Raw genomic sequence first — 24,138 nt, 5'->3', positions numbered from 1 at the left:
GTACGGCTCGGTGGGGCGGTCATCTGGGGTGCCGGGTACGGGTGTCGACGCCGGTGCCGCCGCTGTGCGCGGAGCGCGCCGGGCGGCGCCAGGCGTACTCCGCGCACGGCACGCGCCGGGCCGGGCGTGCTCCGCGCGCGGCGAGTGGAGCCGGGCGTGCCCCGCGCGCGCCGGGCCGGGTCAGGCGGGCCCGGCGACGCTCGCGGCCAGTGCCTCGCGGTCGACCTTGCCGTTGCCGGTGACCGGCAGCGCGTCGACCACCCGCAGTTCGGCGGGGACCATGTACCCGGGCAGGGTGCGGGCGCAGAAGTCCCGCAGGGTGGCGGCGATGTCCTCGCCGGGCGCGGCTTCGGCGGCGCCGGGGCGGGAGGGCTGCCGCGCGCCGCCGCTCGGGTCCGTGACCACGAACGCGGCCAGGCAGCCGCCCCCGTCGGGCAGCGGCAGCCGCAGGGCCGCGGCGGCGGTGACGGCGGGGTGGCCGGTCAGACGGCGTTCGACCTCGCCCAGCTCCACCCGGTTGCCGTTGATCTGCACCTGGGAGTCGGTGCGGCCGAGGAAGTACAGCTCCCCCTTCTCCCCGCGCACCGCGAGGTCCCCGGTGCGCAGCACGACCTGGCCCGACTCCGGGCACAGCGGGTCGGGTACGAGGGCGGCGCGGGTGGCTTCCGGGTCGTCCCAGTAGCCGGAGAAGAGCGCCGGGCTGCGCAGCAGCATCTCCCCCGGTGTTCCCGGCGCGTCGACGAGGGCGCCGTCGCCGTCCCGGAGGAGCAGTTCGGCGCCTGGGTGGGCGTGGCCGATCGAGAGCCGTTCCAGATCGGCCGGCAGTGGTTCGGGGACGTCCTCGAAGGTGGCCGCCATCGACTCGGTCGCCCCGTAGCAGTTGACGATCCGCATCCCGGGGCGCAGTTCCTGAAGGCGGCGCAGCTCCGGCAGCGGGAACTCCTCGCCGCAGAACAACACCCCGCGCAGATGCGCGAGTTCACTCAGACGATCCGCTTCGTGGCGCAGGACCTGTCGCCAGACGGAGGGCACTCCGGTGACCTGGGTCGCGTTCGTGTCGCGCAGGGCGCGCAGGAAGTGCCGGGGCCAGCGCACCAGTCGCTGGGGCACCGGGACCAGTGCCGCGCCGCTGCCGAGCGCGAGCCCGAGGGTGAGCAGGGAGAAGTCGAAGTGCAGCGGGGAGGTGCCGGCGACGCGGTCGCCGGGGGCGGCGATGCGGTGCGCCAGCATGCCGCGGTAGAAGGCGGTCACGGCGCGGTGGCTCATGACGACGCCCTTGGGGCGGCCGGTCGTGCCGGAGGTGAAGACGATGTAGGCGGGGTCGGCGACACACGGGACGTGCCGTCGGCGGGCGGTCGCCGCGGGGGCGCGTTCGACGGTCAGTTCGCCGTCGCCGAAGCGCGCCGTGCCGAGCGTCGCGGGAAGGTCCGTGCGCTCTCCGGTCGCGGCCCGCACGTGCAGGGCCGGACGGGCCGTGTCGATGAGCGTGCGCAGCCGGTCCGGCGGCGTCTCCGGGCTCACCGGCACGAAGGTGAGTCCGGCACGGGAGCAGGCCAGGAGCACGGCGATCGACTCGGCGCCCAGTTCGGCCTCCAGCAGCACACGTGTGCCGGGGGCGAGTTCCAGCGCGCGCAGGGTCGCCGCGTGGGCGTTGACGGTGGCGGTCAGCTCGGCGTAGGTGGTGACGGTGGGCGCGCCGGTAGCGGCGGGTTCGACGACGGCCGGGTGGTCCGGGGTGTGCCGGGCGGGGTCGAGCAGGACGTCGTGGAGGAACTCACCGGTCGCCGCCGCGGTGTCGTCCGGCCGTTGGCTCACTGAGGAAGTCCTTTCCGCTGCGGGTGGCGTACTCGTGGTGTCGGTGTGTCGGTCGGGCTTTCTTCACGAACTTCACGAACACGTCACACAAATTTCCGTATAACGGAATTACCTTTCCAGTTCTTCCGCCCACGCTCTCACACGCCGCCGCGAACGCGCCAGCCACCTCCCCCAACGCCCGCCATCAGGGCGGGAGATGAGCCGACGAATCGAACGCCAAGTGGAATCGCCCGCTCCCGATGATCACTGGACAGATTCCACGAGCTGTGGCAGCTTGTGGCTCGAATCGGAATATAGTTTCCGCATTATGGAATTTGGAGGTTCGCGGTGTGCGACTGACTGACGCGGGACCCCTTTCCCTGGGCCAGCTCTCGGTCTGGCACGACATCCGCGACCTGCCGAAGAGCCGCCGCCACGAGCCCAACAACGCGGCCGTGTGGGACCTGCCGCCCGGCACCGGCCCGGATGCCGTGCGGGGCGCGCTCACCGCGCTCGCCGCCCGGCATCCCTCCCTGCGCACCCGCTACGACCTGCGCGACCCCGACGCGCCCCGGCAGTGGCTGCCGGACGACGCGCGACCGGTCGAACTCACCGCTGTCGCGCCCGGGGAGGGCGAGGCGGCGGAGCTCTCCCTGCGGCTGGCCGCCGAACCCTTCGACCTGGGCCGCCAGGACGGCTGGCGGGCGCGGGTGACCACCGAGGGGCGCACGGCGGACGGGCGGCGGGCGCCGGGCCGGCTCGTCTTCGTCAAGCACCACATCCTGGCCGACGCCTGGGCCCAGGAGGTGTTACGGCGCGACCTCCTGCGCGAGCTGGCCGCGCCCGGCTCGCTCGGCGAACCGGCGCCCGGCCCCGCCGACCTGGCCGCCGAGCAGTACGGGCCGGACGGACTGCGGCGCCAGGAGGCCGCGTTGGAGTACTGGCGCCGGGTGCTCGACCGGGCCCCGGCCGCCCGGCTGCCCGCGACGGGCGACGTGCCCGGCGAGGTCGTGCAGGGCACGCTCCGCTCGTCGCCCGCGCTCCCCGCGGCCCGGGCGCTCGCCGACCGGGCCGGCGTCTCCGTCGCCAGCGCCGTGCTGGCCGCCTACGTCCGCGCCGTGGGCCGCCGGTGCGCGAGCGGCGCGCTGCTGGTACAGCTGATGAGCGCCAACCGGTTCTCCGGACGCTGGAAGGACCTCGTCACCTCCATGAACGAGTGGGTTCCCGCTCTCGTGGACGGGGTGGACGCGGACCTCACGACGCTCGCCCGCACCGTGCACTGGGGCAGCCTGCGCGCCGTGCGGCACGGCATGCACGACGTGACGGCCGTCGCCGCGCTGCGCGCCCGCCCGCCGGGGGCGCCCGAGGCGGCCTGCGCCTTCAACCACGTGGCCGTACCGCCCGCCGACCCGGGCGGCGCGATGCCGCGGGAGGCCGCGCCGGTCGCGCCGGCCGTCTCCTTCGAGACGCCGTTCACCACCATTGGACCGCGCTGCTACGCCCGCTCCCAGGAGGACGGACACACCCTGACCGTGCGGCTGACCGCGCGGGACACCGGACGCGCCCAGTGCGCCGCCCTGCTGTGGGAGGTGCACGACACGCTGCTCGCCGCCGCCTGACGCCCCGGCCCCCACCGTCCGCCCCGCGCCCCCTGGAGGTCCCGTGCCCGGCTCCACCCACCCACTCGGCCGACCCGCCGCCCCGCCCCGCCGAGGCGGCGCCGCCCCCGGCCACGTCGTCGTCCTGCACCGCTGGAGCGACCGGTACGCCGACTACGCCCGCTACCTCGACCACACCGCCCACCGGGTCAGCTACGTCACCACCGAACGGGCCCTGACCCACCTGCCGTCGGCCCAGGCCGCCGGGGTGGAGCTGGTGGACAGCACCGAGAACGCCAAGGCGGTGCGCGAGGCCGTGGACCGGCTGGCCGAGCGGTACGGTCCGCCGACGCGCATCGTCGCCCTCCAGGAGACCGACCTCGACCTGGCCGCCGTCCTGCGCGACGAGCTGTCCCTGCCGGGTCCGGGCGCGGAGGAACTGCGCCCGGTGCGCGACAAGTTGCTGATGGCCCAGCGCCTGGCCGCCCACGCGGTCCCGACCCCGGCGACCGCCGGCGCCCCCGACCGCGCCGCCGTGACCCGCTTCGCCGCCGCGCACGGCTGGCCCGTCCTGGTCAAACCCCGGCGCGGCACCGCGAGCGCCCACGTCACCCGCCTGGACTCCCCGCGGGCGCTGGCCGCGTACGTCTTCCCCGCCGACACCGACATGATCGTCCAGCCGTGGGTGCCCGATCGGATCCTGCACGTCGACGGCGTCTTCGACGGCCGCGGCCTCCGCTTCTGGCGGGCCTCGCGCTATCTGAGCACCTGCCTGGAGTTCGCCTCCGGCGAGGCGCTCGGCTCGGTGGAGATCGACGACGGCGCCGCGCTGGAGCGCATCGGCGCACTGACGGCGCGGGCCGCGCGGGCCCTGCTGGCCCGGCCGTCCGTCTTCCACCTGGAACTGTTCGAGAGCGGGACCGGGGCGCTGACCGTGCTGGAACTCGGGGCGCGGCCCGGCGGGGCCGAAGTGCCCTTCGTCTGGCGGGAGGTGCACGGCGTCGACCTGATGGCCGCCGCCTTCGCCCACCAGACGGACACCCCCGACCCGACGCCGGCCGCGCCTCCCGCGGCGGGCCGCGTCGGCGGCTGGCTGCTGGTGCCGCCGTCCGTCCCCGCGCCGTGCCGGGTGCGTTCGGTGACGCTGCCCGAGGACGGTCCTGCGTACGCCCGCAGCGTCCCGTACCGGGGGCAGTCGCTGACCGGGGGCGGCTACGAGCACGCCGGAGCGCGCTTCCGCTTCGCGGGCCGCGGCACCGCCGAGGTGGAGGAGGCGCTGCGCCGCACCGCCCGCGGGACGGCGCTGGTGTGCACGCCCCTCGACGCGCGGGCGCCCGGCCGGGTGGCCGTGGTGGGCTGCGGCAACCCGCCCTACCGCCGGTACGCGCTCGCCGCGCTGGCCGACCGGGTCGAGACCGCGCTCGTGCAGCCCGGACCGCCGCAGTGGCAGCGCCCCTACATCGGCGACCGTTTCCGGGCCGCCGACACCTCCGACGCCGACGCCGTCACCGAGGCCGTCGCCGACCTGCTCGCCTCGGCCGACGGCGCGGGCGCGGTCCTCACCTGGGACGAGACGCTGCTCGCCACGACCGCGGAGGTCGCCCGGCGGCTGAACCTGCCGCACCTGGGGCCCGAAGCCGTGCGCGGCTGCCGCGACAAGCTCACCACCCGGCAGGTCCTCGCCGCGGCCGCGGTGCCCTCCGCCGGCTTCCGCCACGTCCACGACCGTGACGGGGCGGTCGCGGCCGCCGGAGACCTGGGCCTGCCCGTGGTGGTCAAACCCCGAGGCCTGGCCGGCTCCATCGGCGTCACCCTCGCCCGCACACCCGACGAGGTCGGCCGCGCCTACGAGTCGGCCACCACCTCCGCCTTCCCCGGCATCGACCGGCTGGCCGGCGCCATCGTGGAGGAGTACCTGACCGGACCCGAGATCAGCGTGGACTGCGCGGTCGACGGCGGCCGGGCGCACATCGTCAACGTGGCCCGCAAGCGCCTCGGCTTCGCCCCGTACTTCGAGGAGATCGGCCACCTGGTGGCGCCCTGGCGTCACGAACCCTGGGCCGACGAGGTGGAGTTCGTGGTCACGGCCGCGCACGCCGCGCTCGGCCTGCGCACCGGGGTCACCCACAGCGAGCTGCGGCTCACCCCGTCCCGGCCCCGCGTGGTCGAGGTCAACGGGCGGCTCGGCGGCGACTTCATCCCGCTGCTCGGCCGCCTGGCCACCGGCGTCGACCAGGTGGCCGCCGCCGCCGACCTCGCCCTGGGCCGCGCCCCCGACGTGTCACCGCGCCACGAGCGCTGCGCCGAGGTCCGCTTCGTCTACCCCCCGCACGACGCCGTCGTCCACGCACTCGACGTCACCGCCGCGGCGGCCGTGCCCGGCATCGCGGACGCCGTCGCGCTCGCGCCGCCGGGCACGGAGCTGCGGCTGCCGCCGCACGGCATCGTCCCCCGCCTGGCCGCGCTGATCGCCACGGGCGACAGCCCCGAGGAGTGCGGCCGGGCCCTGGACGCCGCCGAGCGGGCCGTGCGCCACCGCCTCACGCCGCTCCCCCACTGACCTCGCGCCGCCCCCCGCCGACCTCGTACGCGAGCGCCGGCCTCTCACCCCCACGTCACCCTCGAGCCGACCTCTCCCCCCGCAAAAGGAAGCAAGGAGCTGTCCGACCATGTGGATCCTGGGCGTCAACGCACCTCCGGCCGGCTGGCACGACACCGCGGCCTGTCTGATCGACGGCGACGGCCGGATCGTCGCCTTCTGCGAGGAGGAACGCCTCAGCCGGCGGCGCCACTCGCTGTACCGCAAGCCGGTCGGCGCCGCCCGGCTGTGCCTGGAGCGGGCGGGCATCAGCCCCGCCGAGATCGACGTCGTCGCGCTGGGCTGGGACGACGAACAGCTCTACCCCGGCCGGTTCGCCGACGACGCCGAGTTCCTCGCCTACGCGGTCGGCCTCGACTTCGGCGAACGGCTGCCCCAGGTGGTGCGCGTCGGCCACCACCAGGCGCACGCCGCCTCCTCCTTCCACGCCTCGCCCTTCCGCAAGGCGGGCGTCCTGGTGGTCGACGGACACGGCGAGAACGAGTCCTCCAGCATCTGGACCTACGAGGAGGGCCGCGCGCCCCGCCTGGAACGCTCCTGGCAGCGCACCGCCTCCCTCGGCTACGCCTACGACGCGGCCTCCACCTGGCTGGGCTTCTCCTTCCTCAACGCGGGCAAGACGATGGGCCTGGCCGCCTACGGCCGCGCCCGGGGCGTGCGCACCGAAACCCTCGTGGACATCGACGGCGACGACTTCTCGCTCGCCGTCGAGCCGCTGGCCGAGCGCACCGGGCGGGCCACCGCCGAGGAGATCAAGGAGCAGTACGACCAGACGGTCGCCCGGTGGCGCGAGCGCTACGCCCGGATCGCGGGCGCCGACGGGCCGCGGGCCGCGGAGGACCGGCTCGCCGACGATCCCGGCGCGGTCCTGGTCGCCTACACCGCCCAGCGGATCGTGGAGGAGGCCGTCACCCACCTGGCCTCGCAGACCCGCAAGGCGGCCGGGGTCGAGGAGCTGTGCATGAGCGGCGGCGTCGCCCTGAACTGCTCCACCAACGGCACCCTGCCCGGCCCCCTGTACGTACCGCCGGTCCCGCACGACGCGGGCGTGGCCCTCGGCGCCGCCTGGACGGTGTGCCCGCCCCGCTCCCGCACGGCGCCGCTCTCCCCGTACCTCGGCAGCGACATCGGCGCCGAGACGGTCACCGCCGCGGACACCGAGGACCTGTGGCGCAGCCCGCTGGACATCGACGAGCTGGCCGGGCTGCTGCTGGACGGGCGGGTCGGCGCGGTCGCGCAGGGCCGCGCCGAGGTGGGGCCGCGCGCCCTGTGCCACCGCTCGATCATCGCCGTGCCGGACACCGCCTCGGTCAACACCCGGGTGAACACGGTGAAGAACCGCGAGCAGTGGCGCCCGTTCGCCGGCGTCACCCGGCCCGGCTACGGCGCCCGGCTGTGGGAGCGGCAGGAGCACCTCAGCCGCTACATGCTGGGCGCCGCCCGCGCCACCGAGCTGGGCCGGCAGGTCGCGCCCGGGGTCGTCCACGTCGACGGCACCACCCGCCCGCAGGTGCTTCACGGCGACGAGGCGCCCGCCGTCGGCGCGGCCCTGGACGCCCTGGCGGCCGAGGGGGCGCCGCCGGTGCTCCTCAACACCTCCTTCAACGACCGGGGCGAGCCCGTCGTGGACGGCGCGCGCGACGCGCTGGCCGCGTTCCGCTCCATGGACCTGGACTTCCTCGTCCTGGGAGACACCCTGTACCGGAAGAAGAACCCGTCGAAGGGGGACGCCCGATGACGGCCGGCCCGACCGCGCCCGAGCGCTTCCGCGCGTACGGCCCCAAGCACCTCGACGACATCGCCGCCCGCTTCGGCCTGCGCGAGGAGGTCCGCGAGACGGTGCGGCGGGTGTCGCTGGTGCTGCCGTTCCGGGTCAACGAGTACGTCCTGAGCCGGCTGATCGACTGGGACCGTGCCCCGGACGACCCGATGTTCCAGCTGACCTTCCCCCAGCGGGGCATGCTGGCGGCCGACGACGAGCGGCGGCTCGCCAAGCTGTCCGCCGACCCCGGCGACAAACTGCTGCTGCGCGAGCTGGTCGGCGACATCCGGGCGCGCCTGAACCCGCACCCCTCTGGCCAGCAGCAGTACAACGTGCCGCACCTGGACGGGCGGCCCGTGCCGGGCCTCCAGCACAAGTACCGCGAGACCGTCCTGTACTTCCCCGGCCAGGGGCAGACCTGCCACGCGTACTGCACCTACTGCTTCCGCTGGGCGCAGTTCGTCGGCGACGCCGACCTGCGCTTCGCCGCCCCGGACCCGACCGGGCTGCTCGCCTATCTGGCCGCGCGTCCCGAGGTCAGCGACGTGCTGGTCACCGGCGGCGACCCGATGGTGATGACCACCGAGCGGCTGCGCCGCCATCTGGAGCCGCTGCTCGCCGTGGAGTCGGTCGACACCGTGCGCATCGGCACCAAGTCGGTGGCGTACTGGCCGTACCGCTTCACCACCGACCACGACGCCGACGACGTGCTGCGCCTGTTCGAGCAGGTCGTGGCGGCGGGCAAGCAGCTCGCCGTGATGGCGCACTTCAGCCATCCGCGCGAACTGGAGACCGCGCCCGCGCGGGAGGCGGTGCGGCGCATCCGCGCGACGGGCGCCGTCGTGTACTGCCAGGCGCCGCTGATCGCCCGCGTCAACGACGACGCGGCGACCTGGAGCGCGCTGTGGAAGGCCGAACTGGCCGCGGGAGCCGTCCCGTACTACCTGTTCGTGGAACGCGACACCGGCCCGCACGCCTACTTCCAGGTGCCGCTGGCCCGCGCGTCGGAGATCTTCCGGGCCGCCTACCGCACCCTGCCGGGCCTGGCCCGCACCGTGCGCGGCCCGGTCATGTCCGCGACGCCCGGCAAGGTCGTCGTGGACGGGGTGCAGGAGACGCCCGAGGGCTCGTACTTCCAGCTGCGCATGCTCCAGGCCCGCGACCCCGCCCTGGTCGGCCGCCCGTTCCGGGCCCGCTACTGCCCCGAGGCGGCCTGGCTGGACGACCTGGAGCTCGCGCCGGACTGCCCGCCGGACCTGGCGGCCGCGCTGCGCGGCGCACCGCCGGCGTCCGGGGCGGCCGCGTGACGCCCGGCGCCCCCGCCTCCCCCGCCCCCGGGTCGCCGCCGGCCCGTGGAACCACCCGCGTGAGCGGCCCGCCCACCCGTGAAAGGACCCCGCACGTGCCCGGCCTCCCCGAGCGCCCGCCCTCGCCCAACCTGGCCCTGGACCAACTGGTGCACGAGCGCCGGGCCGCCGGCGAGTCCCTGGTGCACCTGGCGTTCGGCGAGGCCCGGCTGCCCCTGCTGCCCGGTCTCGCGCGGGCCCTCGCCGACGGCGCCGGACAGACGTCGTACGGCCCGGTGGCGGGGCGTGCCGACGCGCGCGAGGCCGTCGCCGGCTACTTCGCGCGCCGCGGCCTGCCCACCACGGCCGAGCAGATCGTGCTGGCGCCGGGCAGCAAGCCGCTGCTCATGGCCCTCCAGCTCACCGTCCCCGGCGACGTCCTGCTGCCCGCCCCCGCCTGGAACACCTACGCCCCCCAGGCCGCGTACGCCGGCAAGCGGGCCGTCGCGGTCCCGGTGCCCGAGGAGTGCGGGGGCGTCCCCGAGCCCGCCGCGCTGCGCGCCGCGATCGACCGGTCCCGCGCCGCCGGCCGGACGCCCGCCTCGCTGGTGCTGACCCTGCCCGACAACCCGACCGGCACGCTCGCCCCGCCCGCGCTGGTGCGGGAGATCTGCGAGGTGGCCCGCGCCGAGGACCTCGTCGTCGTGTCCGACGAGATCTACCGCGACGTGCTGCACGATCCGGCGGGCGGCTGCCTCAGCCCCGCCGAGGTCGTGCCCGAGCGCACGGTGGTCACCACCGGTCTGTCGAAGAGCCTGGGCCTGGGCGGCTGGCGCATCGGCGCCGCCCGCTTCCCCGACGGCGACCTGGGACGGCGGCTGCGGGCGGGCGTGGTGTCGGCCGCAAGCGAGCTGTGGTCGACGCTGGCGGGCCCGATGCAGCATGTCGCCGCCTACGCCTTCGCCGAACCTCCCGAGGTGGCCGAGCGGCTGCGTGCCGCCGCCCGTCTGCACGGCGCCGTGGCCCGCGCGGTGCACCGGATCGCGCTCGACGCGGGCGCCGTGTGCAGACCGCCCACCGGCGCCTTCTACGTCTACCCCGACTTCGGCCCGCTCCGCGCGGAACTGGCCGCCCGCGGCGTCACCGACTCCGCCTCCCTCGCCCGGCGGCTGCTCGACGAGTCCGGCGTCGTCGTCCTGGCCGGACACCTGCTGGGCGACGCCCCGGACGCGCTGCGCTTCAAGGCGGCGACCAGCCTGCTGTACGGGGACGAGCGCCAGCAGGCCGAAGCCCTGGCGGCCGACGATCCGGTACGCCTGCCGCACATCGCCGGCCAACTCACCCGCATAGCAGACGCGTTCGCCGAGCTCACCGGCCGCCGTCCCGCACCCGTACCCGTGTCCGCACCCGACCTCCTGGAGCCGAGCCGATGAAGGAACTCGACCCCACCCCCGCGGTCTTCCGCGAACTCGACCGTGCCGCCGAGCGGCTCCTCACCGCCGCCGCCCCGCTGAGCGACGCGGCCGTCACCGGCCCGTCCCGGCTGCCCGGCTGGACCCGCGCCCATGTCCTCAGCCATCTCGCCGCCCAGGCACCGGCGCTGGAACGCCTGCTCACCTGGGCGCGCACCGGCGTCCGGAACGACCAGTACCCCGACCGCGCGGCCCGGGACGCCGAGATCGAGGCCGGGTCGCTGCTGCCCGCCGCCGCTCTCGTGGCCCGGGTCCGCGAGAGCGCCCGGAGCTGGCAGCGCGCGGTCGAGACGCTGCCCGGACCCGCGTGGGACGCCACGATCGTGCCGTTCACCGGCGAGAGGTGCACCCCGCGCCGCATCCTCGTCATCCGGCTGCGCGAACTCGTCCTGCACCTGGTCGACCTGGACGTCGGTCACGAGGTCGCCGACATCCCGGCGACCGCGCGCGACATCGTCCTGGCCGACGTGATCGGCTACTACGCCGAGGCCGAGAAGGCGCCCGCCTTCACCCTGAGCGACGCCGCCGGAGTGGAGCTGGCCCGGTTCGCGGGCGGCGGGCCGGTGGTGTCGGGAGAGCGGGCCGAGCTGCTCGCCTGGCTCAGCGGCCGAGGCGACGGCGCCCTGCTCGACGCGCCCGGCGGCCTGCCGGCGCTGCCGCCATGGATCTGACCCGCGCCCCTGACCGAGCGACCGAGGACTGCGCCGACATGCCCATCCCCCTGCCCCCGACAGCCCCCGCCCCGCTGCCTCTGGAGGGCGTCGACAGCGGTGTGCTCGACTGCGTCCAGGTGAACCTGGCCGTGCTCGCGGACCACTTCCACGGCCCGGGCACCCATCTGCGGCTGGGCGCCCGCCTGGACCTTCCGCTGCGCACCCTGCCGGACGGGCTGCCCACCGCCGACCCCACCCTCGACGCGCGCCTCACGGCCGACGCGCCCCTGGTGGGGCTGCGCCCGGCCGGCAGGCGCCGTCTGGCCGCCGCGGAACTCCTCGCCGAGGCGGCCCGGCGGCCCGAGCCGCACTACGCCGTCGCCGACAGCTACCACCTGCCCTGGCTGCCCTACTGCGGCAACGCCCACATGGACCACAGCTTCCTGCTCACCGCAGGGCCCGACGGCTGGCACGTCACCGACGCCTACCGCGTCGAGACCCGGTGGGGCGCTGCGGAACCCGGCGAACACGTTCTGAGTGAGCGGGAGTTGTCGGGCATCGGAACGGCCGAGGTGGTCACCTTCGCACCGTCACCGCCCGAGCCCGCCGAGCCGAGTGTGGCCGACTACGACCCCGAGCCCTACGTCACCGCGTACGCGACCTGGCCGGACCGGGTCCGCGCCCTCGAACAGCTCTCGGCCGAGACCTGGCTGCTGGCCCGCGCCCGCAAACTGCACGCCGCCCACCGCGCCCGGTGCGCCGACCGCACCGAGCCCACCGAGGCCGAACGCGCCCATCTCGCGGCCTGGGACAAGCTGGTCGAGCAGACCTACCTCGCCCACCGCAGGGTCGCCCGCGGCCGGCCCGAACCGGCGGGCGCCGTGGACCGGCTGGCCGAACTCCTCGCCGCCGACCGCGCCGTCTTCACCGCCGACGCGCCGCCCGCGGCGGGCGGCGACGAGCTGCGCTCCGCCGTCACCCGCATGGTCGCCGACGTGCTCGGCGTGCCGGAGGCCGCACTGCTGGACGGCGCCCCGCTGGACTCCTTCCCCTCCTTCACCTCCTTCCGGCTCGTCGAGATCATCGACCGGATCGAGAGCGACCTCGGCCTCGAACTCGACGCCGACGAGCTGATCCCCGAGAAGCTGCGCCGCGTCGAGGACTTCTGCCGCATCGCCGGGCGCTGACCTCTCCCACCGCGCAGCCGCACGCCCGTACCGAAAGGACACGTCCCCGTGGACCCCCGCTTCACCGACCTGCTCCGGCCCTTCCTCAAGCACGCCGGTCCCGACGACCTCGCCATCACCCCCGAGACCGATCTGCGCCGGCTCGGCGTCGACTCCATGCAGGCCATCGAACTCCTCTTCCAGCTGGAGGACGGCTTCGGCATCCAACTGCCCGACGAGGACATGAACGACGCCACCTTCGCCACCGCGGGCAGCCTGTGGCGCGCCGTCGCCGCGCAGCTGCCCGGCGAGGAGTCCGGCCGGGTGACGGCGTGAGCGCCGACGCCGCGCCCGCGCTCGCCGCCCGGCTCGCGGAGGTCGTCGAGGTGACCGAGGCGCACCTCGCGGACGCCGACCGGGACGCGGTCTTCCCCGTCGAGGCGCTGGCCGCGCTGCGCCGTACGCGACTGCTCGGGCTGCTGGTGCCGGTCGCCCACGGCGGCCTCGGCGGGTCCGTACGCGATCTGGTGCGGGCCGCCGAGATCCTCGGACGCGCCGACATGTCCGTGGCCATGATCTTCGCCATGCACTGCCAGCAGTCGGCCGCGCTGGTCCGCCACGCCGACGAACGGCTCGCCAAGGCGGTGCTGCCGCGCGTCGCGGCCGGCGAGGTCTACCTCGCCTCCGTCACCACCGAGTCCGGCAAGGGCGGCCGTCTCACCACGGCCGAGGCCCAGTTGACCGACGCCGACGGCCTGCTGGAGATCGACCGGTTCGCACCGGTCGTCACCGGCGGCGCACACGCGGACGGCTTCCTCATCACCATGCGCGCGGCCGGCGAGGCCACCGCGCACGACGTGTCCCTGGTCTACGCCGACCGCGGCCGGCTGACCGTCCAGGCGTCCGGCGACTGGCAGCCGATGGGCATGCGGGCCAGCCACAGCGCGCCCCTGCGCCTGACCGGCCGCGTCCCGGCCCACCACGTGGTGGGCGAGCCGGGCCAGTTCCACGAGATCGCCGCGAACGTCTTCGGCCCGCTCGCCCATCTGGGCTGGTCGGCCGCCTGGCTCGGCACCGCGGCAGGCGCGCTCTCCCGGGTCCTGCGCCTGGTGCGCGGCCCGGCCGGACGCGCCCGCTTCGACATCACCTCCGAACTGCTGCTCACCCGTCTGTCCCGCGCCCGCCAGCGCCTGGACGCCGTCCACGCGCTGCTCCAACAGGCCGTGTCCGTCGTGGAGTCGGGCGAGGACCTGTCGCGTGCGCCGCGGCAGCTCCTGCTCAACTCCCTCAAGATCACCGCCTCCGAGCAGTGTCTGGCCGCCGTGGACGAGCTGGTCGAGGCGGTCGGGCTGCGCGACGGCTACCTCAAGGACTCGCCCACCCGGCTCGAACTGGCCGTACGCGACCTGCGGTCCGCCGCGCTCAACTACCACAACGACCGCCTGCACCTGGCGGACGGCCGCCTGGCCCTGCGCGACCAGGGAGTCACCTTTGCCTGACCTGCCCGCCACCGACCCGGCCGGAACCCCGGCGGCCGAGGACGCCGCCCCGCGCGACACCTCCCCATGCGACACCGCCCCGCGCGACACCGCCATGAGCGGATCGGCCGCCTGGGCGGCCCTCGGCGCGGCCGGGCACCTGGCCCGCGTCTACCGGGGCGGCGACGTCCGCCGGGGCATCGACGTGGACGGCCTCGCCGACGTGCTGGCCACGGCCGACGCCCGCTGGTCCGTCCCCGCGACGCTGTCCGCCAGCGTGCAGCTCGCCACGGCCCTGCCGGTCCTGGCCACCGGAACCGGCCCCGCCGTCGAGCACGTCCTGACCCGCGCCCTGAGCGGGACGGCCACCCTGGCCCTGGCCGCGACGGACACCACGGCCGGCACCGATCTGACCGCGCTGCGCACCGAGGCGGCCGTCGACGCCACGGGCGTCGTCGTGACCGGCGGCAAGGAGTGGATCACGAACGCCACCACCGCCGAGTCGTTCCTCGTCCTGGCCCGGCACCGCCCAGGCCGGCACTTCGCGAACTTCACCTGGGTCCTGGTCCCGGCCGACGCGCCCGGTGTGGCGGTCCGGCCGGCCCGCTCGGCGCTCTACGCGGGCTCGGGCGCGGGCCATGTGTCGTTCGACGCGGTGCGCCTGGGCCGGGAGCACCTGGTGGGCAGGGTCGGGTTCGGACTGCCGGTGTTCGCGCGGCACATCGCCGTCGAGCGGCTGGCGGGGGCGCTGTGGGGCGTGGCGCTGTGCCGCCGGGTGCTGGACGGCACGCGGCGCCGACTGACCGGGCGGGAGCACCGGGAGGGCACCCTGTGGAGCCGCGGCCACGTCCGGCAGCGCTTCGCCGCCGCCCTGGTGCGCGTCCGGGAGCTGCACGCCCTCACCGAGCGGTCGGCTCCGGCGGTGGCCGGGCACTACGACCTCCAGGCCGCCGCCACCCTGAAGGCCGCCGCCGGCACCACCGTGCCGTACGTCCTCGGGGAGTGCGCCCACCTGTGGGGAGCGGCCGGCTTCGCGGACGGCGGCATGCAGGAGATCCGGGCGCAGGCCGCGCTCTTCGGCATCGGGGGCGGAACGACGGAGGTGGTCCTGGAGACCGTCGCCGAGGGGGCCGAGCGCGTTCTCGGCGACCTGGGCCGCGAGGTGCTCCCGCTGTGAGCCCCGGGCCGGTGGTGGGGCCCTTGGCGGTCGCCGAGGGCGTGTGGGTGGTGGCGGGCTCCGGCGTCCCGAGCACCCACCGTGACGACCGGCGCCGCGCCGCCGCCCTGCCCGAGTGGCGGGCCCGTCGCTTCCTCCACGGGCGCGGGCTGCTGCGGGAGTTGCTGCACACGGTGGCGCCGCCGCTGGCCGGCGCCGACATCGTGCCCGACGAACGCGGGCGGCCCCGCCTCGCCGGGCGCCCCGGGGCCGCGGTCAGCGTCTCGCACAGCGACTCCATGGTGGCCTGCGCCTTCGCCGCCGAGGGGCGCGTCGGGGTGGACCTCCAGCATCCGGCGGCCTCGGTCGGCGCCACCCTGGCCCGCCGGCTGCTGCGCGCGCACGCGCCCGGCGTCCTCGCGCTGGCGCCGGCGCGGGCGGCGGCGGAGGTGGCCTGGGTGTGGACGGCCCAGGAGGCGTGCGTGAAGGCCGCCGGGACCGGCCTCGCGGGGCGGCCGTGGGAGATCGACGTGCCGCCGGGAAGCCTCGGCGGCCGCTGGGGACCGTACCGCTGGATCTGTCTGCGGAGCGCTTCCACGACGCCGCTGAGTTGCGCGATGGGCCCGGTCCGGGCCGACGGCGCGGACGGCGCACACCCCACCGCGTTCCCGTGACCCGCCGGTCACGTCCCCACACCCCCTCCCTCCTCCCGCGAAAGGCGTGAACGACACGTGATGGAGAGCCCGCGAGCCGAACGCCGGACGCTGCGCGACTGGTTCGCGCACACGGCCGCCGCCTTCCCCGCCGCGACGGCACTGGAGATCGGCGACACCCGGCTCACCTACGCCGAACTCACCGCCCTGGCCGGCCACGTGGCCCACGGACTGCTGGCGCGGAGCGGCTCCGGCGCCGCTCCGCGCCGCGTCGGGCTGCTGACCGGGCGCACCGTCGTCGCGTACGCCGGGTATCTCGCGGTGCACCGTGTCGGGGCGGCCGTGGTGCCCCTCGGCCCCGCGTTCCCGCTCACGCGCAACGCCCGGGTGAGCGCCGCCGCGCAGCTCGACGTGATCCTCACGGACGGCTCCTGCGACCACGCGGCCGACCTGCCGGCGCCCACCCTCACGCTCACCGCCGAGGACCTGCTCGCCCTGACCGCCACCGCGCCGCCGGACCTGCCCGAGCCGGCCACCGACCCCGACGACCTCGCCTACCTGCTGTTCACCTCCGGCTCGACCGGCGAGCCCAAAGGCGTCCCGATCCGGCACGGCAACGTGTGCGCCTACCTGGAGCAGGCGGTGCCGCACTACGGCCCCGGCCCCGGCGACCGCGTGTCGCAGACGTTCGACCTGACCTTCGACCCGTCCGTGCTGGACCTGTACGCGGCCTGGGGCACCGGCGCGACCCTGGTCGCGGCGACCCGGGGCGACCTGCTGCGCCCCGTCCGCTTCGCCGCGGCCCGCGCCCTGACCCACTGGAACTCCGTGCCCTCGGTGATCTCCCTGGCCGAACGGCTGCGGGCGCTGAAGCCGGGCAGCCTGCCGGGCCTGCGCCGCAGCATGTTCTGCGGCGAGCCGCTCACCCTGCGCCAGGCGCGGGCGTGGGCGCGGGCCGCCGGGAACAGCACGGTGGACAACGCCTACGGCCCCACGGAACTCACCGTCACCTGCACCGGCCACCGGCTCCCCCGCGATCTCGACGCATGGCCGGACACCCCGAACGACACGGTGCCGATCGGCCCCCTGCACCCCGCCCTGGAGGGCCGGCTCCTGGACGGCGAACTGTGCGTGCGCGGCCCCCAGCGCTTCGCCGGCTACCTCGATCCGGCGGATGACGCGGGCCGCTTCCTCGCCCCCGACGGGAGCCCGTACGACCCGAGCACGCCCCTCACTCAGGCGCACTGGTACCGGACGGGCGACCGCGTGACCGCGCCGTCCGCCGCCGCCGTCGACGGGCCGCTGCCTCCCGGCACGCCCCTGACCCACCTCGGCCGGGTCGACCAGCAGGTCCAGGTGCACGGCTACCGGGTCGAACTGGGCGAGGTGGAGGCGGCGCTGCGGAACTTGCCGGGCGTCCTCGACGCCGTGGTGGTGGCGCTGCCGACGCCGGACGGCAGCGTCGACCTCGCCGCGGCGCACACCGGCGCTCCCGGCGCCGGGGACCCTCGCGCGGAGCTGCGCCGCCGCCTGCCCCCGTACATGGTCCCGGCCCGGGTCACCGCGGTCGCCTCGCTCCCGCTGAACGCGAACGGGAAGGTGGACCGGGCGGCGGTCGAACGGCTCCTGCGCGGGTCGCAGGTGTCCTGAGCCCGCTCGGGCGGGCGTCTCGGGCGGGCGTCAGGCGGGCTGCGGCGCCGGCTCCGGCTCGTGCCGCGCGTCCGGTTCCGGGCCGGTGACGGGCGCCGCCGTGCGGCGGGGCAGCAGCAGGGGGGTCGCCAGGACGAGTACGCCGGCCAGGCCGATGGCCGTGCGCGGGCCGAGCAGACTGCCCAGGACGCCCCACAGGGCCGTCAGGAGGGCGGTCGACGCCTTGGTCGTGACCGCCCAGGCGGACAGCGTGCGGGCGGCCAGGTCGGGCGCGGTGCGTTCGAGCCGGCAGGTGGCGAAGACGGGGTTGAAGACCCCGCAGCAGAGGATGAGCCCGCATTCGACGCCCATCACCAGCACCAGCCCGCCGGCGCCCGGACCCAGGAAGGCCAGACCGACCGGCCACAGCGCGCGCAGCGTCCCGCTCACGGTCAGGACCCGCCGCTGCCCGTACCGGGTGACCAGCGGCCGGGCCAGCCGGGAGCCGAGGAGCCCGCCGATCGCGGGTGCGGCGAAGGCGAGGCCGTACTCCCAGGCGCTGAAGCCGAGCCGGCCGAGCATCAGGACCGCGAGCAGCGGTTCGGCGGCCATCACCAGACCGTTGAACAGGGCGGTGTTGAGGAAGAGCGGACGCAGCGTGGGGTCGGCGAGGATGTGCCGCCAGCCGTCGAGCAGGTCCCCGGCCCGCAGCCGCGGGCCCCGCCGGGGCTCGGGCCGGGGCTCGTGCCCGCCCATCGCGCGGATGCCCAGGGCGGAGAGCAGGTAGCTCACCGCGTCGGCCACCACCGTCGCCACCGGACCGAGCAGACCGATCGCCGCGCCGCCCAGGGGCGGTCCGATGATCGTGGTCGTCCAGGCGGTGGACTCGAAGCGGGCGTTGGCGACGAGCAGGTCACCGGGCGGCAGCAGGGTCTTCAGGTACGCGCCGGAGGCGGCGCGGAAGGTGATGTCGGCCGCCGCGACGACGACCGAGACCAGCAGGAGCTGGACGAAGGTGAGCGCGCCGAGCGCGAACGCGGCGGGGATCGTCAGCAGCGCCGCGCACCGCGCGAGGTCCATCGTGATCAGCACGGGCCGCTTGCCGCGGAACTCCACCCACGGACCGAGCGGCACCGCGACGGCCGCGCCCACCGCCGCGCCCACGGAGGCGAGCGCGGCGACCTCGGCCGGGCCGGCGTCCAGCACGCGGACGGCGATCAGCGGGAACGCGCCGAAGGCCAGCCAGGTGCCGAGCGCGCTGGTCCCGTACGCTGCCCAGAGCCACCCGAACCGCCGCCCCAGCCGACGCCCGGGCGACTGCCCCGCACGGTGTCCGATCCTCATCCTCGATGCCCTCGCCGCTCATCCGTACAACCGTTCAGTGATCAGGAGCATCCAAGCGGGTCTCCCGTCCTGTGATCAAACAACCGGGGAGGCTCCGATCCACAACCGATGGTTGTGGCCGTAAAGTGTCGGCATGGACTTCGACACCGTCCGGACCTTCGTGGCCGCCGCCGAGGCGGGGCAGTTCCAGGAGGCCGCCGCCGAGCTGGCGGTCACCCAGCAGGCCGTCTCCAAGCGCATCGCCGGGCTGGAGCGCGATCTCGGCGTACGGCTGTTCACCCGCGGTGCGCGCGGCGCGGAGCTCACCATCGACGGGCAGGCGTTCCTGCCGCACGCGCGCGAGCTGCTGCGCGTCTCCGAGCGGGCGGTCGCCTCCGTGCGCACCGGCCGCCGTCCGCTGCGCGTGGACGTGATCGCCTCGCGGGTCGCGCCGTCGGGCCTGATGCGCGACTTCCACCGCGCGCACCCCGAGATCGAGCTCGACGTGCTGATGCTGTTCGACGTCGACCGGGCCGTCGCGGCGCTCCGGTCCGGTGAGATCGACGCGTCCTTCCGCGCCGTCGCCGCGCCGGGCCGGCCGCTGCCGGAGGACATCGAGTCCGTCCGGGTGCTGGACGAGCCGCTCCAGCTGCTGACCGGCCCCGCGCACGCGCTGGCGCGCGCCCGGTCGGTGAGCGTCGCCCGGCTCGCCGGGCACCGGATCTGGATGCCCGGCGTCGTTCCCGGCACCGAGTGGGCCGCCTACTACGACGACCTCACCGCCGAGTTCGGCCTGACCATCGAGGCGACCGGGCCCAACTTCGGCTCCGACGCACTCCTCGACACCATCGCCGACACACCGGCCCTGGCCACCTTCATGGGCGAGCACACCCGCCTGGTGTGGCCCGCGGGCCACGGTCTGCGGCGCATCCCGGTGACCGACCCGGTGCCGGTCTACCCGCACTCGCTGCTGTGGCACCGCGACAACCCCCACCCGGCGCTGGCCACCCTGCGCGCCCACCTCGCCGCCGCGGCGGCCGCCCCCGGCGGCGCGGACACCTGGACGCCGAAGTGGGTGCGGCCGCACTGACCGCCGCCACGGCGGTGGGTGCGGCCGCACTGTCCGCCGCCACGGCCTCCCGCACGGGAGCCGGGCCGTCGGCCGGTGTCCGGCGTCGCCCGTCCCGCATCGCCGCTCGATCCGTCGGCCAGGGCGGGGAGTGGGTAACTCCAAGCGGCAGCGGCCGAGTTGGTGGCTTCCCCCAATGGGGGCGGCCGCCGGAGGCTGGCTAGCGTCGGGGCCAGGAATCGCCGGGTGTGCCACCGGAGGTGTGCTGTGCCACGGGATCCTGCCCGGCTCTGCGGAATGAGAGTGAGTGTGACGAGCACAGCGGGCAAGACGGACCGTTTCGTGCGCGGGGGCGGAGTGGCGCCGGTGCTGACCGCCGCCTTCCTGTGGGGCACGGTCGGACCCGCGCAGGTCCTGGCCGCGAGCAGCGCGTCCCCGGTGTCGATCGGCGGGTTCCGGATGCTTCTCGGCGGTTTCGTCCTGGGGCTGTTCACCGCGCGGCGGGCCGGGTTGCGTACCTTGGTGCGGCGGCGGACGCGCGGCTGGACGGCGGTGAGCATCCTGGTCACGGCGGCCTTCCAGGTGTGCTTCCTGGAGGCGGTGGACCGCTGCGGCGCCGCCCTGGCGACCGCCGTCGCCTTCGGCACCGTGCCGGTGGTGTCGGGGGTGTGCGGGCGTGTCCTGGCCGGTGAGCGGCTCAGCCGGGTGTGGGCGTGCGGAACCGCGTGCGCCGTCGGCGGCATCGCCCTGCTCCTCGTCCCGGCCGACGGACGGCCGGCCGACAGCGCGGGCGTGCTGCTCGCCGTGGTGGCCGGGGCCAGTTTCGGCGTGTACATCGCGGCCACCAAGCAGTTGGGGCGATGCGGCGGGGACACCGCCGCCGCCGCCCCGACGAGTGTGTTCGTGGCCGGTCTCCTGGTGCTGCCGTGGGCCCTGGCCCACGCGGAGGGTCTCGGCGAACCGCGGGCGCTGGTCCTGATCGGCTGGCTGGCCCTGGCCACGACCGCCCTGGGCTATCTGCTGTTCACCTGGGGGGTGACGCGGATCAGCGGGGCGACCGCCGGCACCCTCAGCCTGGCGGAGCCGCTGGTCGCCACCCTGCTCGGGGTGCTCCTGCTGGGGGAACGGCTCGGCGCGCCGGCGGTCACCGGGGCGGTGCTTCTGCTCGGCGGGCTCGTCCTGGTCTCCGTGCCGGCCCGGTGGGCCCGTGCGGGTGAGCCGTCCCGGGAGTGACCGCGCCGGCCCTTCGTCCGGGCGACGGGAGGACGCTCCCCGCGCCGCCCGGACGGGGGCGGCGCGGGGAGCGCCGGGAGGGGGCGGACACGGGCGGCCGTTCAGCGGCTCGCGGGCGGCTGATCGGCGTGCCCCGGTGACCGATCGGCGTGCCCCGGTGACCGGTCAGCGGTCCCGGTAGGACGACATGGCCTCGTTGACCCGGTGGGAGAAGAACAGCGGGCCGATGGCGTCCGCCCACGCCATGCCCTCCAGGGTCAACCGCAGCCGCCCGGCGTCCTCGCGCACCCAGGCGCGCTCGGTGACGAGGGCGAACTGAGCCGGGAAGTCGTCCTGCGGGCGGCCGCCGAACCGGTTCGCGTACTGGTCCAGGCTCAGGCCGTCCGCTTCCAGCAGCATGCCCAGGACGTACATGCGGCGCCGCTCGTCGTCGTCCATGCGGAACGACCACTGGGCGCGCCGGAAGTCGTCGGTCGGCGTGGCGATGTAGTCGTCGATGATGCGCCGGACCTCCGGCACGGCGACGGCGTAGTCGGTCGTGTAATGGAGGTCCGTCGTGAACGACCGCGCGCCGACGCCGAGTCCGACCATGCCGGCCTGCTGGTTGTACTCGCTGATGTTGCTGTCGTCCGCCCCGTCGACCGCCGCGGTGCCGATCCGGCTGAACACCCGCATGGACGTCTGCCGGTAGCCGGCGGCGAGCAGGTGGTCGCGTCCGAAGCGGTACAGGCGCAGCCGCTGTTCGTCCCAGCTCTCGCCGTTCGTGTCGTGCTTGGCCATGAGGCCGGTCAACGGGCGCACGTACAGCGGGTAGAGGTAGATCTCCTCCGGTTCCCAGCTCAGCGCCGCGTCCAGGGACACCTGGAAGGACTGTTCCGTCTGGCCGTCGATGCCGTAGATGAGGTCGATGTTGAGGATGGGGAAGGCGGCCTCCTTCAGCCGGGAGAGCGCGGCGTCCACCTCCGCGCGCTTCTGCGGCCGTATCGCGGCGCGCGCCTCCTCCTCCACGAAGCTCTGCACGCCGATGCTGAGCCGGGTCGCGCCGCGCTGCGCGAGCAGCGCGATGCGGTCCGCGGTCGCGGTGGCGGGGGACGTCTCGACCGACCAGGGCACGGCCGCCAGATCCGCGCCCATCACGTTCTCGCAGATGTCGCACAGCCGGCGCAGTTCGTCGGCGGTGAGATACGTCGGGGTGCCGCCGCCGAACGCGGCGAGGGTGAAGCGGGGTGTGCCGTTGGCGTCCAGCGCCTCCCGGGTCGCGGCCGCCTGCCGCTCCAGCGTGTCCAGGAAGCCGCGGGTCACGTCCTCGGGCGCCCCGGTGCGGGTGAAGAGGTTGCAGAAACCGCAACGCATCTCGCAGAAGGGGATGTGGACGTAGAGGGAGAGTGCGTCCAGCCGCTCACCGGCCCACACATCGGTGAGGAGCGGCCGGTCCTCGCCGAGCCGGTACGCCTTCTGGTGCGGGTAGGCGTACACGTACTGCTTGTACGGGGTCGTCGGCTCGTCGGGGGCGGAGCGGGAAATCCGGAGCGGTAACGAGGTTGCCACGTGAGCGATGCTTCCTTCCGAGGTCGATATCGGAATCGAGATCGGGGGTCGATCCCGTCCGACGGTCGCGCCATGTGACAGCTTGCTCGACACAGGGTGACGGACGACATGAGGTGATCCGCCGAAGTAATTGGCGGTTCCTTTACCGAAGTTGACACCTTCCGCGCCTTGCCCGGACACACTTGGCATGACATGGCGGGGCCCCGGACGGCCGGCGAGTGCCGGGAAACCCTGGAATCGGCGCGGCCGTTGAGATACGTATGTCGTCCATGAAGCGACTTCTGCTGGCCGCCGGCGGGGGCGGGGACGCCATCACGACGGCGATGACGCACGCCGCCCTCCACGGTCCCGACGAACCCGCGCTGATCCTCACCTACGCCTGGGAGCGGCTGGTGGTCGATCCGGTGCCGGGTCCGCGCCGGCCGTCCGACTTCACCGGCACCGTCCCCGCGGGCCCCACGCTGCGTCTGGTCACCCCCGACTCCGCGCCCCGGCCGCCCGCCGGCTCGCTGCTGCCCCGGCTCGCCGCGGATCTGCGGGCGGAACTGGGGCTGCTCGACCCGTACGGCGGGGCGGTGGGGCTCGCCCGGCAGATCACGGAGGCCGCCGCGTACTGCGGTACGAATCACGTCGACATCGTGGACGTCGGGGGCGACGTCCTGGCCGACGGGAGCGAGCCCACCCTGCGCAGTCCGCTCGGTGACGCGCTCGCCCTCGCCGCCTGCGCGCACGCCCCGCTCTCCACCTCGGTGCACGTGGCCGGGCCGGGGCTCGACTCGGAGGTTCCCGAAGCGTCCCTGCTGCCCTTGCTCGGAGCGCCGTTGCGTGCCCTGACCGCCGCCGACACACACGTCGTGGAGCGCGTCTTCGCCTGGCACCCGTCGGAGGCGAGCGCCCTGCTGGTCGCCGCGGCGCGGGGCATACGCGGGGTCTGCGGAACGCGCGACGCCCCCGACCCCGTCACCCTCACCGACGCCAGCCCCAACCTCTACCGGCTCACCCTGGATCGCGCGCTGGAACTCAACACCCTGGCGCGGGCGTTGGCCGGCACCACGGACCTCGACGCGGCGGAGCGGGCGAGCCTCCAGGTGTGCGGCTTCTCCGAGATCGCACGGGAACGCGCACGGGCGGCCGGCGCACACCAGGGCACCGCCTCACCCCCCTCCCCCGAAGGCGGCGCCACCCTCCCCGAGCGCTTCGCCGACTGGGAGCGGTCGACCGCGCGCCGCGGGATCGCCTACGTCACGACCCGCCGCATCGCCGAGGAACTGGCGCTGCGCCCGCAGCAGTCGGCGGAACTGCGCGCCCACCTGCTCGCGGCGTCCCCAGCCCGGCACGCCCCACCGCTGTGGCGGCTGTCCCCGACGGAACGGTGAGGCGACCGGCGGCCCCGGGAGCGACGGCGGTCCCGGCTCCGTAGGGCTCGCTTCCGCATCAGCTCCGCGTAGGCGTCCCGGTCGGGCCGGCCGTCTGCTGGCGGGCGATCGTGGCCTCGTCGGGCCGGAGCCGCTCGTAGACCCGGGCGCCGGTCTGCGTGAACAGGTCGTCCCGACCGACGACCCAGTTGGACGCCGTGCCCGCGGGAACGGCCGCCTCGGCGTCCACGGCCCGGAACGTCAGGCCGCGTGCGCCCTCGCGGGCCGGTACCTCGATCGCCGCGTCGACCAGGACCGCGCGCCGTGCACCGGGCCGGGCAGGAGCGGGCCCGGGCACTTCCCG

General features: G+C 75.5%; 18 protein-coding genes and 1 pseudogene. 15 read left to right on the top strand and 4 right to left on the bottom strand.

The window, feature by feature from the left end; all coding sequences use genetic code 11:
* Window positions 1–180 precede the first annotated feature (180 nt).
* Window positions 181–1,815: an AMP-binding protein gene (locus tag ABEB07_RS31835; RefSeq protein ID WP_345671514.1), complete on the bottom strand. Its 1,635-nt coding sequence runs from the start codon at window positions 1,813–1,815 to the stop codon at window positions 181–183.
* Window positions 1,816–2,144: 329 nt separating this feature from the next.
* Between ABEB07_RS31835 and ABEB07_RS31830 the strand changes: the two genes are divergently transcribed.
* From ABEB07_RS31830 to ABEB07_RS31775, 12 genes are all read left to right on the top strand, one after another.
* Window positions 2,145–3,413: a condensation domain-containing protein gene (locus ABEB07_RS31830; protein ID WP_345671512.1), complete on the top strand. Its 1,269-nt coding sequence runs from the start codon at window positions 2,145–2,147 to the stop codon at window positions 3,411–3,413.
* Between the two features lie 43 nt (window positions 3,414–3,456).
* Complete coding sequence (locus ABEB07_RS31825; protein ID WP_345671511.1) at window positions 3,457–5,952, top strand: ATP-grasp domain-containing protein; 2,496 nt, start codon at window positions 3,457–3,459, stop codon at window positions 5,950–5,952.
* A 109-nt stretch (window positions 5,953–6,061) separates the two neighbouring features.
* Window positions 6,062–7,729 (top strand): carbamoyltransferase C-terminal domain-containing protein, encoded by a 1,668-nt coding sequence (locus ABEB07_RS31820; RefSeq protein WP_345671510.1) that lies wholly within the window; start codon window positions 6,062–6,064, stop codon window positions 7,727–7,729.
* A complete protein-coding gene (locus ABEB07_RS31815) occupies window positions 7,726–9,060 on the top strand; it encodes a KamA family radical SAM protein (RefSeq protein WP_345671509.1) in 1,335 nt (444 codons plus the stop codon). The genes ABEB07_RS31820 and ABEB07_RS31815 overlap by 4 nt, the downstream gene beginning before the upstream one ends.
* Window positions 9,061–9,155: 95 nt before the next feature.
* Complete coding sequence (locus ABEB07_RS31810; RefSeq protein WP_176146817.1) at window positions 9,156–10,472, top strand: pyridoxal phosphate-dependent aminotransferase; 1,317 nt, start codon at window positions 9,156–9,158, stop codon at window positions 10,470–10,472.
* The gene (locus ABEB07_RS31805) at window positions 10,469–11,182 is read left to right on the top strand and encodes a maleylpyruvate isomerase N-terminal domain-containing protein (RefSeq protein WP_345671508.1); all 714 of its coding nucleotides are present in this window, start codon (window positions 10,469–10,471) and stop codon (window positions 11,180–11,182) included. Before ABEB07_RS31810 ends, ABEB07_RS31805 begins: the two co-directional genes overlap by 4 nt.
* A 38-nt stretch (window positions 11,183–11,220) precedes the next feature.
* Window positions 11,221–12,351: an acyl carrier protein gene (locus ABEB07_RS31800; RefSeq protein WP_345671507.1), complete on the top strand. Its 1,131-nt coding sequence runs from the start codon at window positions 11,221–11,223 to the stop codon at window positions 12,349–12,351.
* 48 nt (window positions 12,352–12,399) lie between these two features.
* On the top strand, window positions 12,400–12,666 hold the full coding sequence (locus tag ABEB07_RS31795; protein WP_345671505.1) for an acyl carrier protein: 267 nt from the start codon (window positions 12,400–12,402) through the stop codon (window positions 12,664–12,666).
* A complete protein-coding gene (locus ABEB07_RS31790; protein ID WP_345671504.1) occupies window positions 12,663–13,829 on the top strand; it encodes an acyl-CoA dehydrogenase family protein in 1,167 nt (388 codons plus the stop codon). The genes ABEB07_RS31795 and ABEB07_RS31790 overlap by 4 nt, the downstream gene beginning before the upstream one ends.
* The gene (locus ABEB07_RS31785) at window positions 13,822–14,985 is read left to right on the top strand and encodes an acyl-CoA dehydrogenase family protein (protein WP_345671501.1); all 1,164 of its coding nucleotides are present in this window, start codon (window positions 13,822–13,824) and stop codon (window positions 14,983–14,985) included. The genes ABEB07_RS31790 and ABEB07_RS31785 overlap by 8 nt, the downstream gene beginning before the upstream one ends.
* Complete coding sequence (locus ABEB07_RS31780; protein ID WP_345671500.1) at window positions 14,982–15,638, top strand: 4'-phosphopantetheinyl transferase family protein; 657 nt, start codon at window positions 14,982–14,984, stop codon at window positions 15,636–15,638. Before ABEB07_RS31785 ends, ABEB07_RS31780 begins: the two co-directional genes overlap by 4 nt.
* 60 nt (window positions 15,639–15,698) lie before the next feature.
* Window positions 15,699–17,267 (top strand): AMP-binding protein, encoded by a 1,569-nt coding sequence (locus ABEB07_RS31775; RefSeq protein WP_345671499.1) that lies wholly within the window; start codon window positions 15,699–15,701, stop codon window positions 17,265–17,267.
* Between the two features lie 30 nt (window positions 17,268–17,297).
* On the opposite strand, the gene ABEB07_RS31770 is transcribed toward ABEB07_RS31775, so the two are convergent.
* Entirely contained in the window at window positions 17,298–18,590 is a 1,293-nt protein-coding gene (locus tag ABEB07_RS31770) for an MFS transporter (protein WP_345671497.1), read from the bottom strand.
* Between the two features lie 133 nt (window positions 18,591–18,723).
* Between ABEB07_RS31770 and ABEB07_RS31765 the strand changes: the two genes are divergently transcribed.
* Window positions 18,724–19,659: a LysR family transcriptional regulator gene (locus ABEB07_RS31765; protein WP_176146824.1), complete on the top strand. Its 936-nt coding sequence runs from the start codon at window positions 18,724–18,726 to the stop codon at window positions 19,657–19,659.
* Window positions 19,660–19,947: 288 nt separating this feature from the next.
* Window positions 19,948–20,871, top strand: coding sequence for a DMT family transporter (locus tag ABEB07_RS31760; RefSeq protein ID WP_345671495.1), 924 nt, complete (start codon window positions 19,948–19,950; stop codon window positions 20,869–20,871).
* A gap of 165 nt (window positions 20,872–21,036) precedes the next feature.
* On the opposite strand, the gene ABEB07_RS31755 is transcribed toward ABEB07_RS31760, so the two are convergent.
* Window positions 21,037–22,419 (bottom strand): STM4012 family radical SAM protein, encoded by a 1,383-nt coding sequence (locus ABEB07_RS31755; protein WP_345671494.1) that lies wholly within the window; start codon window positions 22,417–22,419, stop codon window positions 21,037–21,039.
* A gap of 269 nt (window positions 22,420–22,688) precedes the next feature.
* Between ABEB07_RS31755 and ABEB07_RS31750 the strand changes: the two genes are divergently transcribed.
* Window positions 22,689–23,795: a DUF1152 domain-containing protein gene (locus tag ABEB07_RS31750; protein ID WP_345671493.1), complete on the top strand. Its 1,107-nt coding sequence runs from the start codon at window positions 22,689–22,691 to the stop codon at window positions 23,793–23,795.
* Between the two features lie 50 nt (window positions 23,796–23,845).
* On the opposite strand, the pseudogene ABEB07_RS31745 reads toward ABEB07_RS31750, so the two are convergent.
* Window positions 23,846–24,132: pseudogene (locus ABEB07_RS31745) on the bottom strand (TetR/AcrR family transcriptional regulator); the annotation flags it as partial.
* Window positions 24,133–24,138: the final 6 nt, after the last annotated feature.

It is taken from the genome of Streptomyces similanensis, assembly GCF_039543625.1.
In the GTDB taxonomy this organism is placed as follows: Bacteria; Actinomycetota; Actinomycetes; order Streptomycetales; family Streptomycetaceae; genus Streptomyces; species Streptomyces similanensis.
This window is presented reverse-complemented; position numbering and strand designations above follow the sequence as displayed.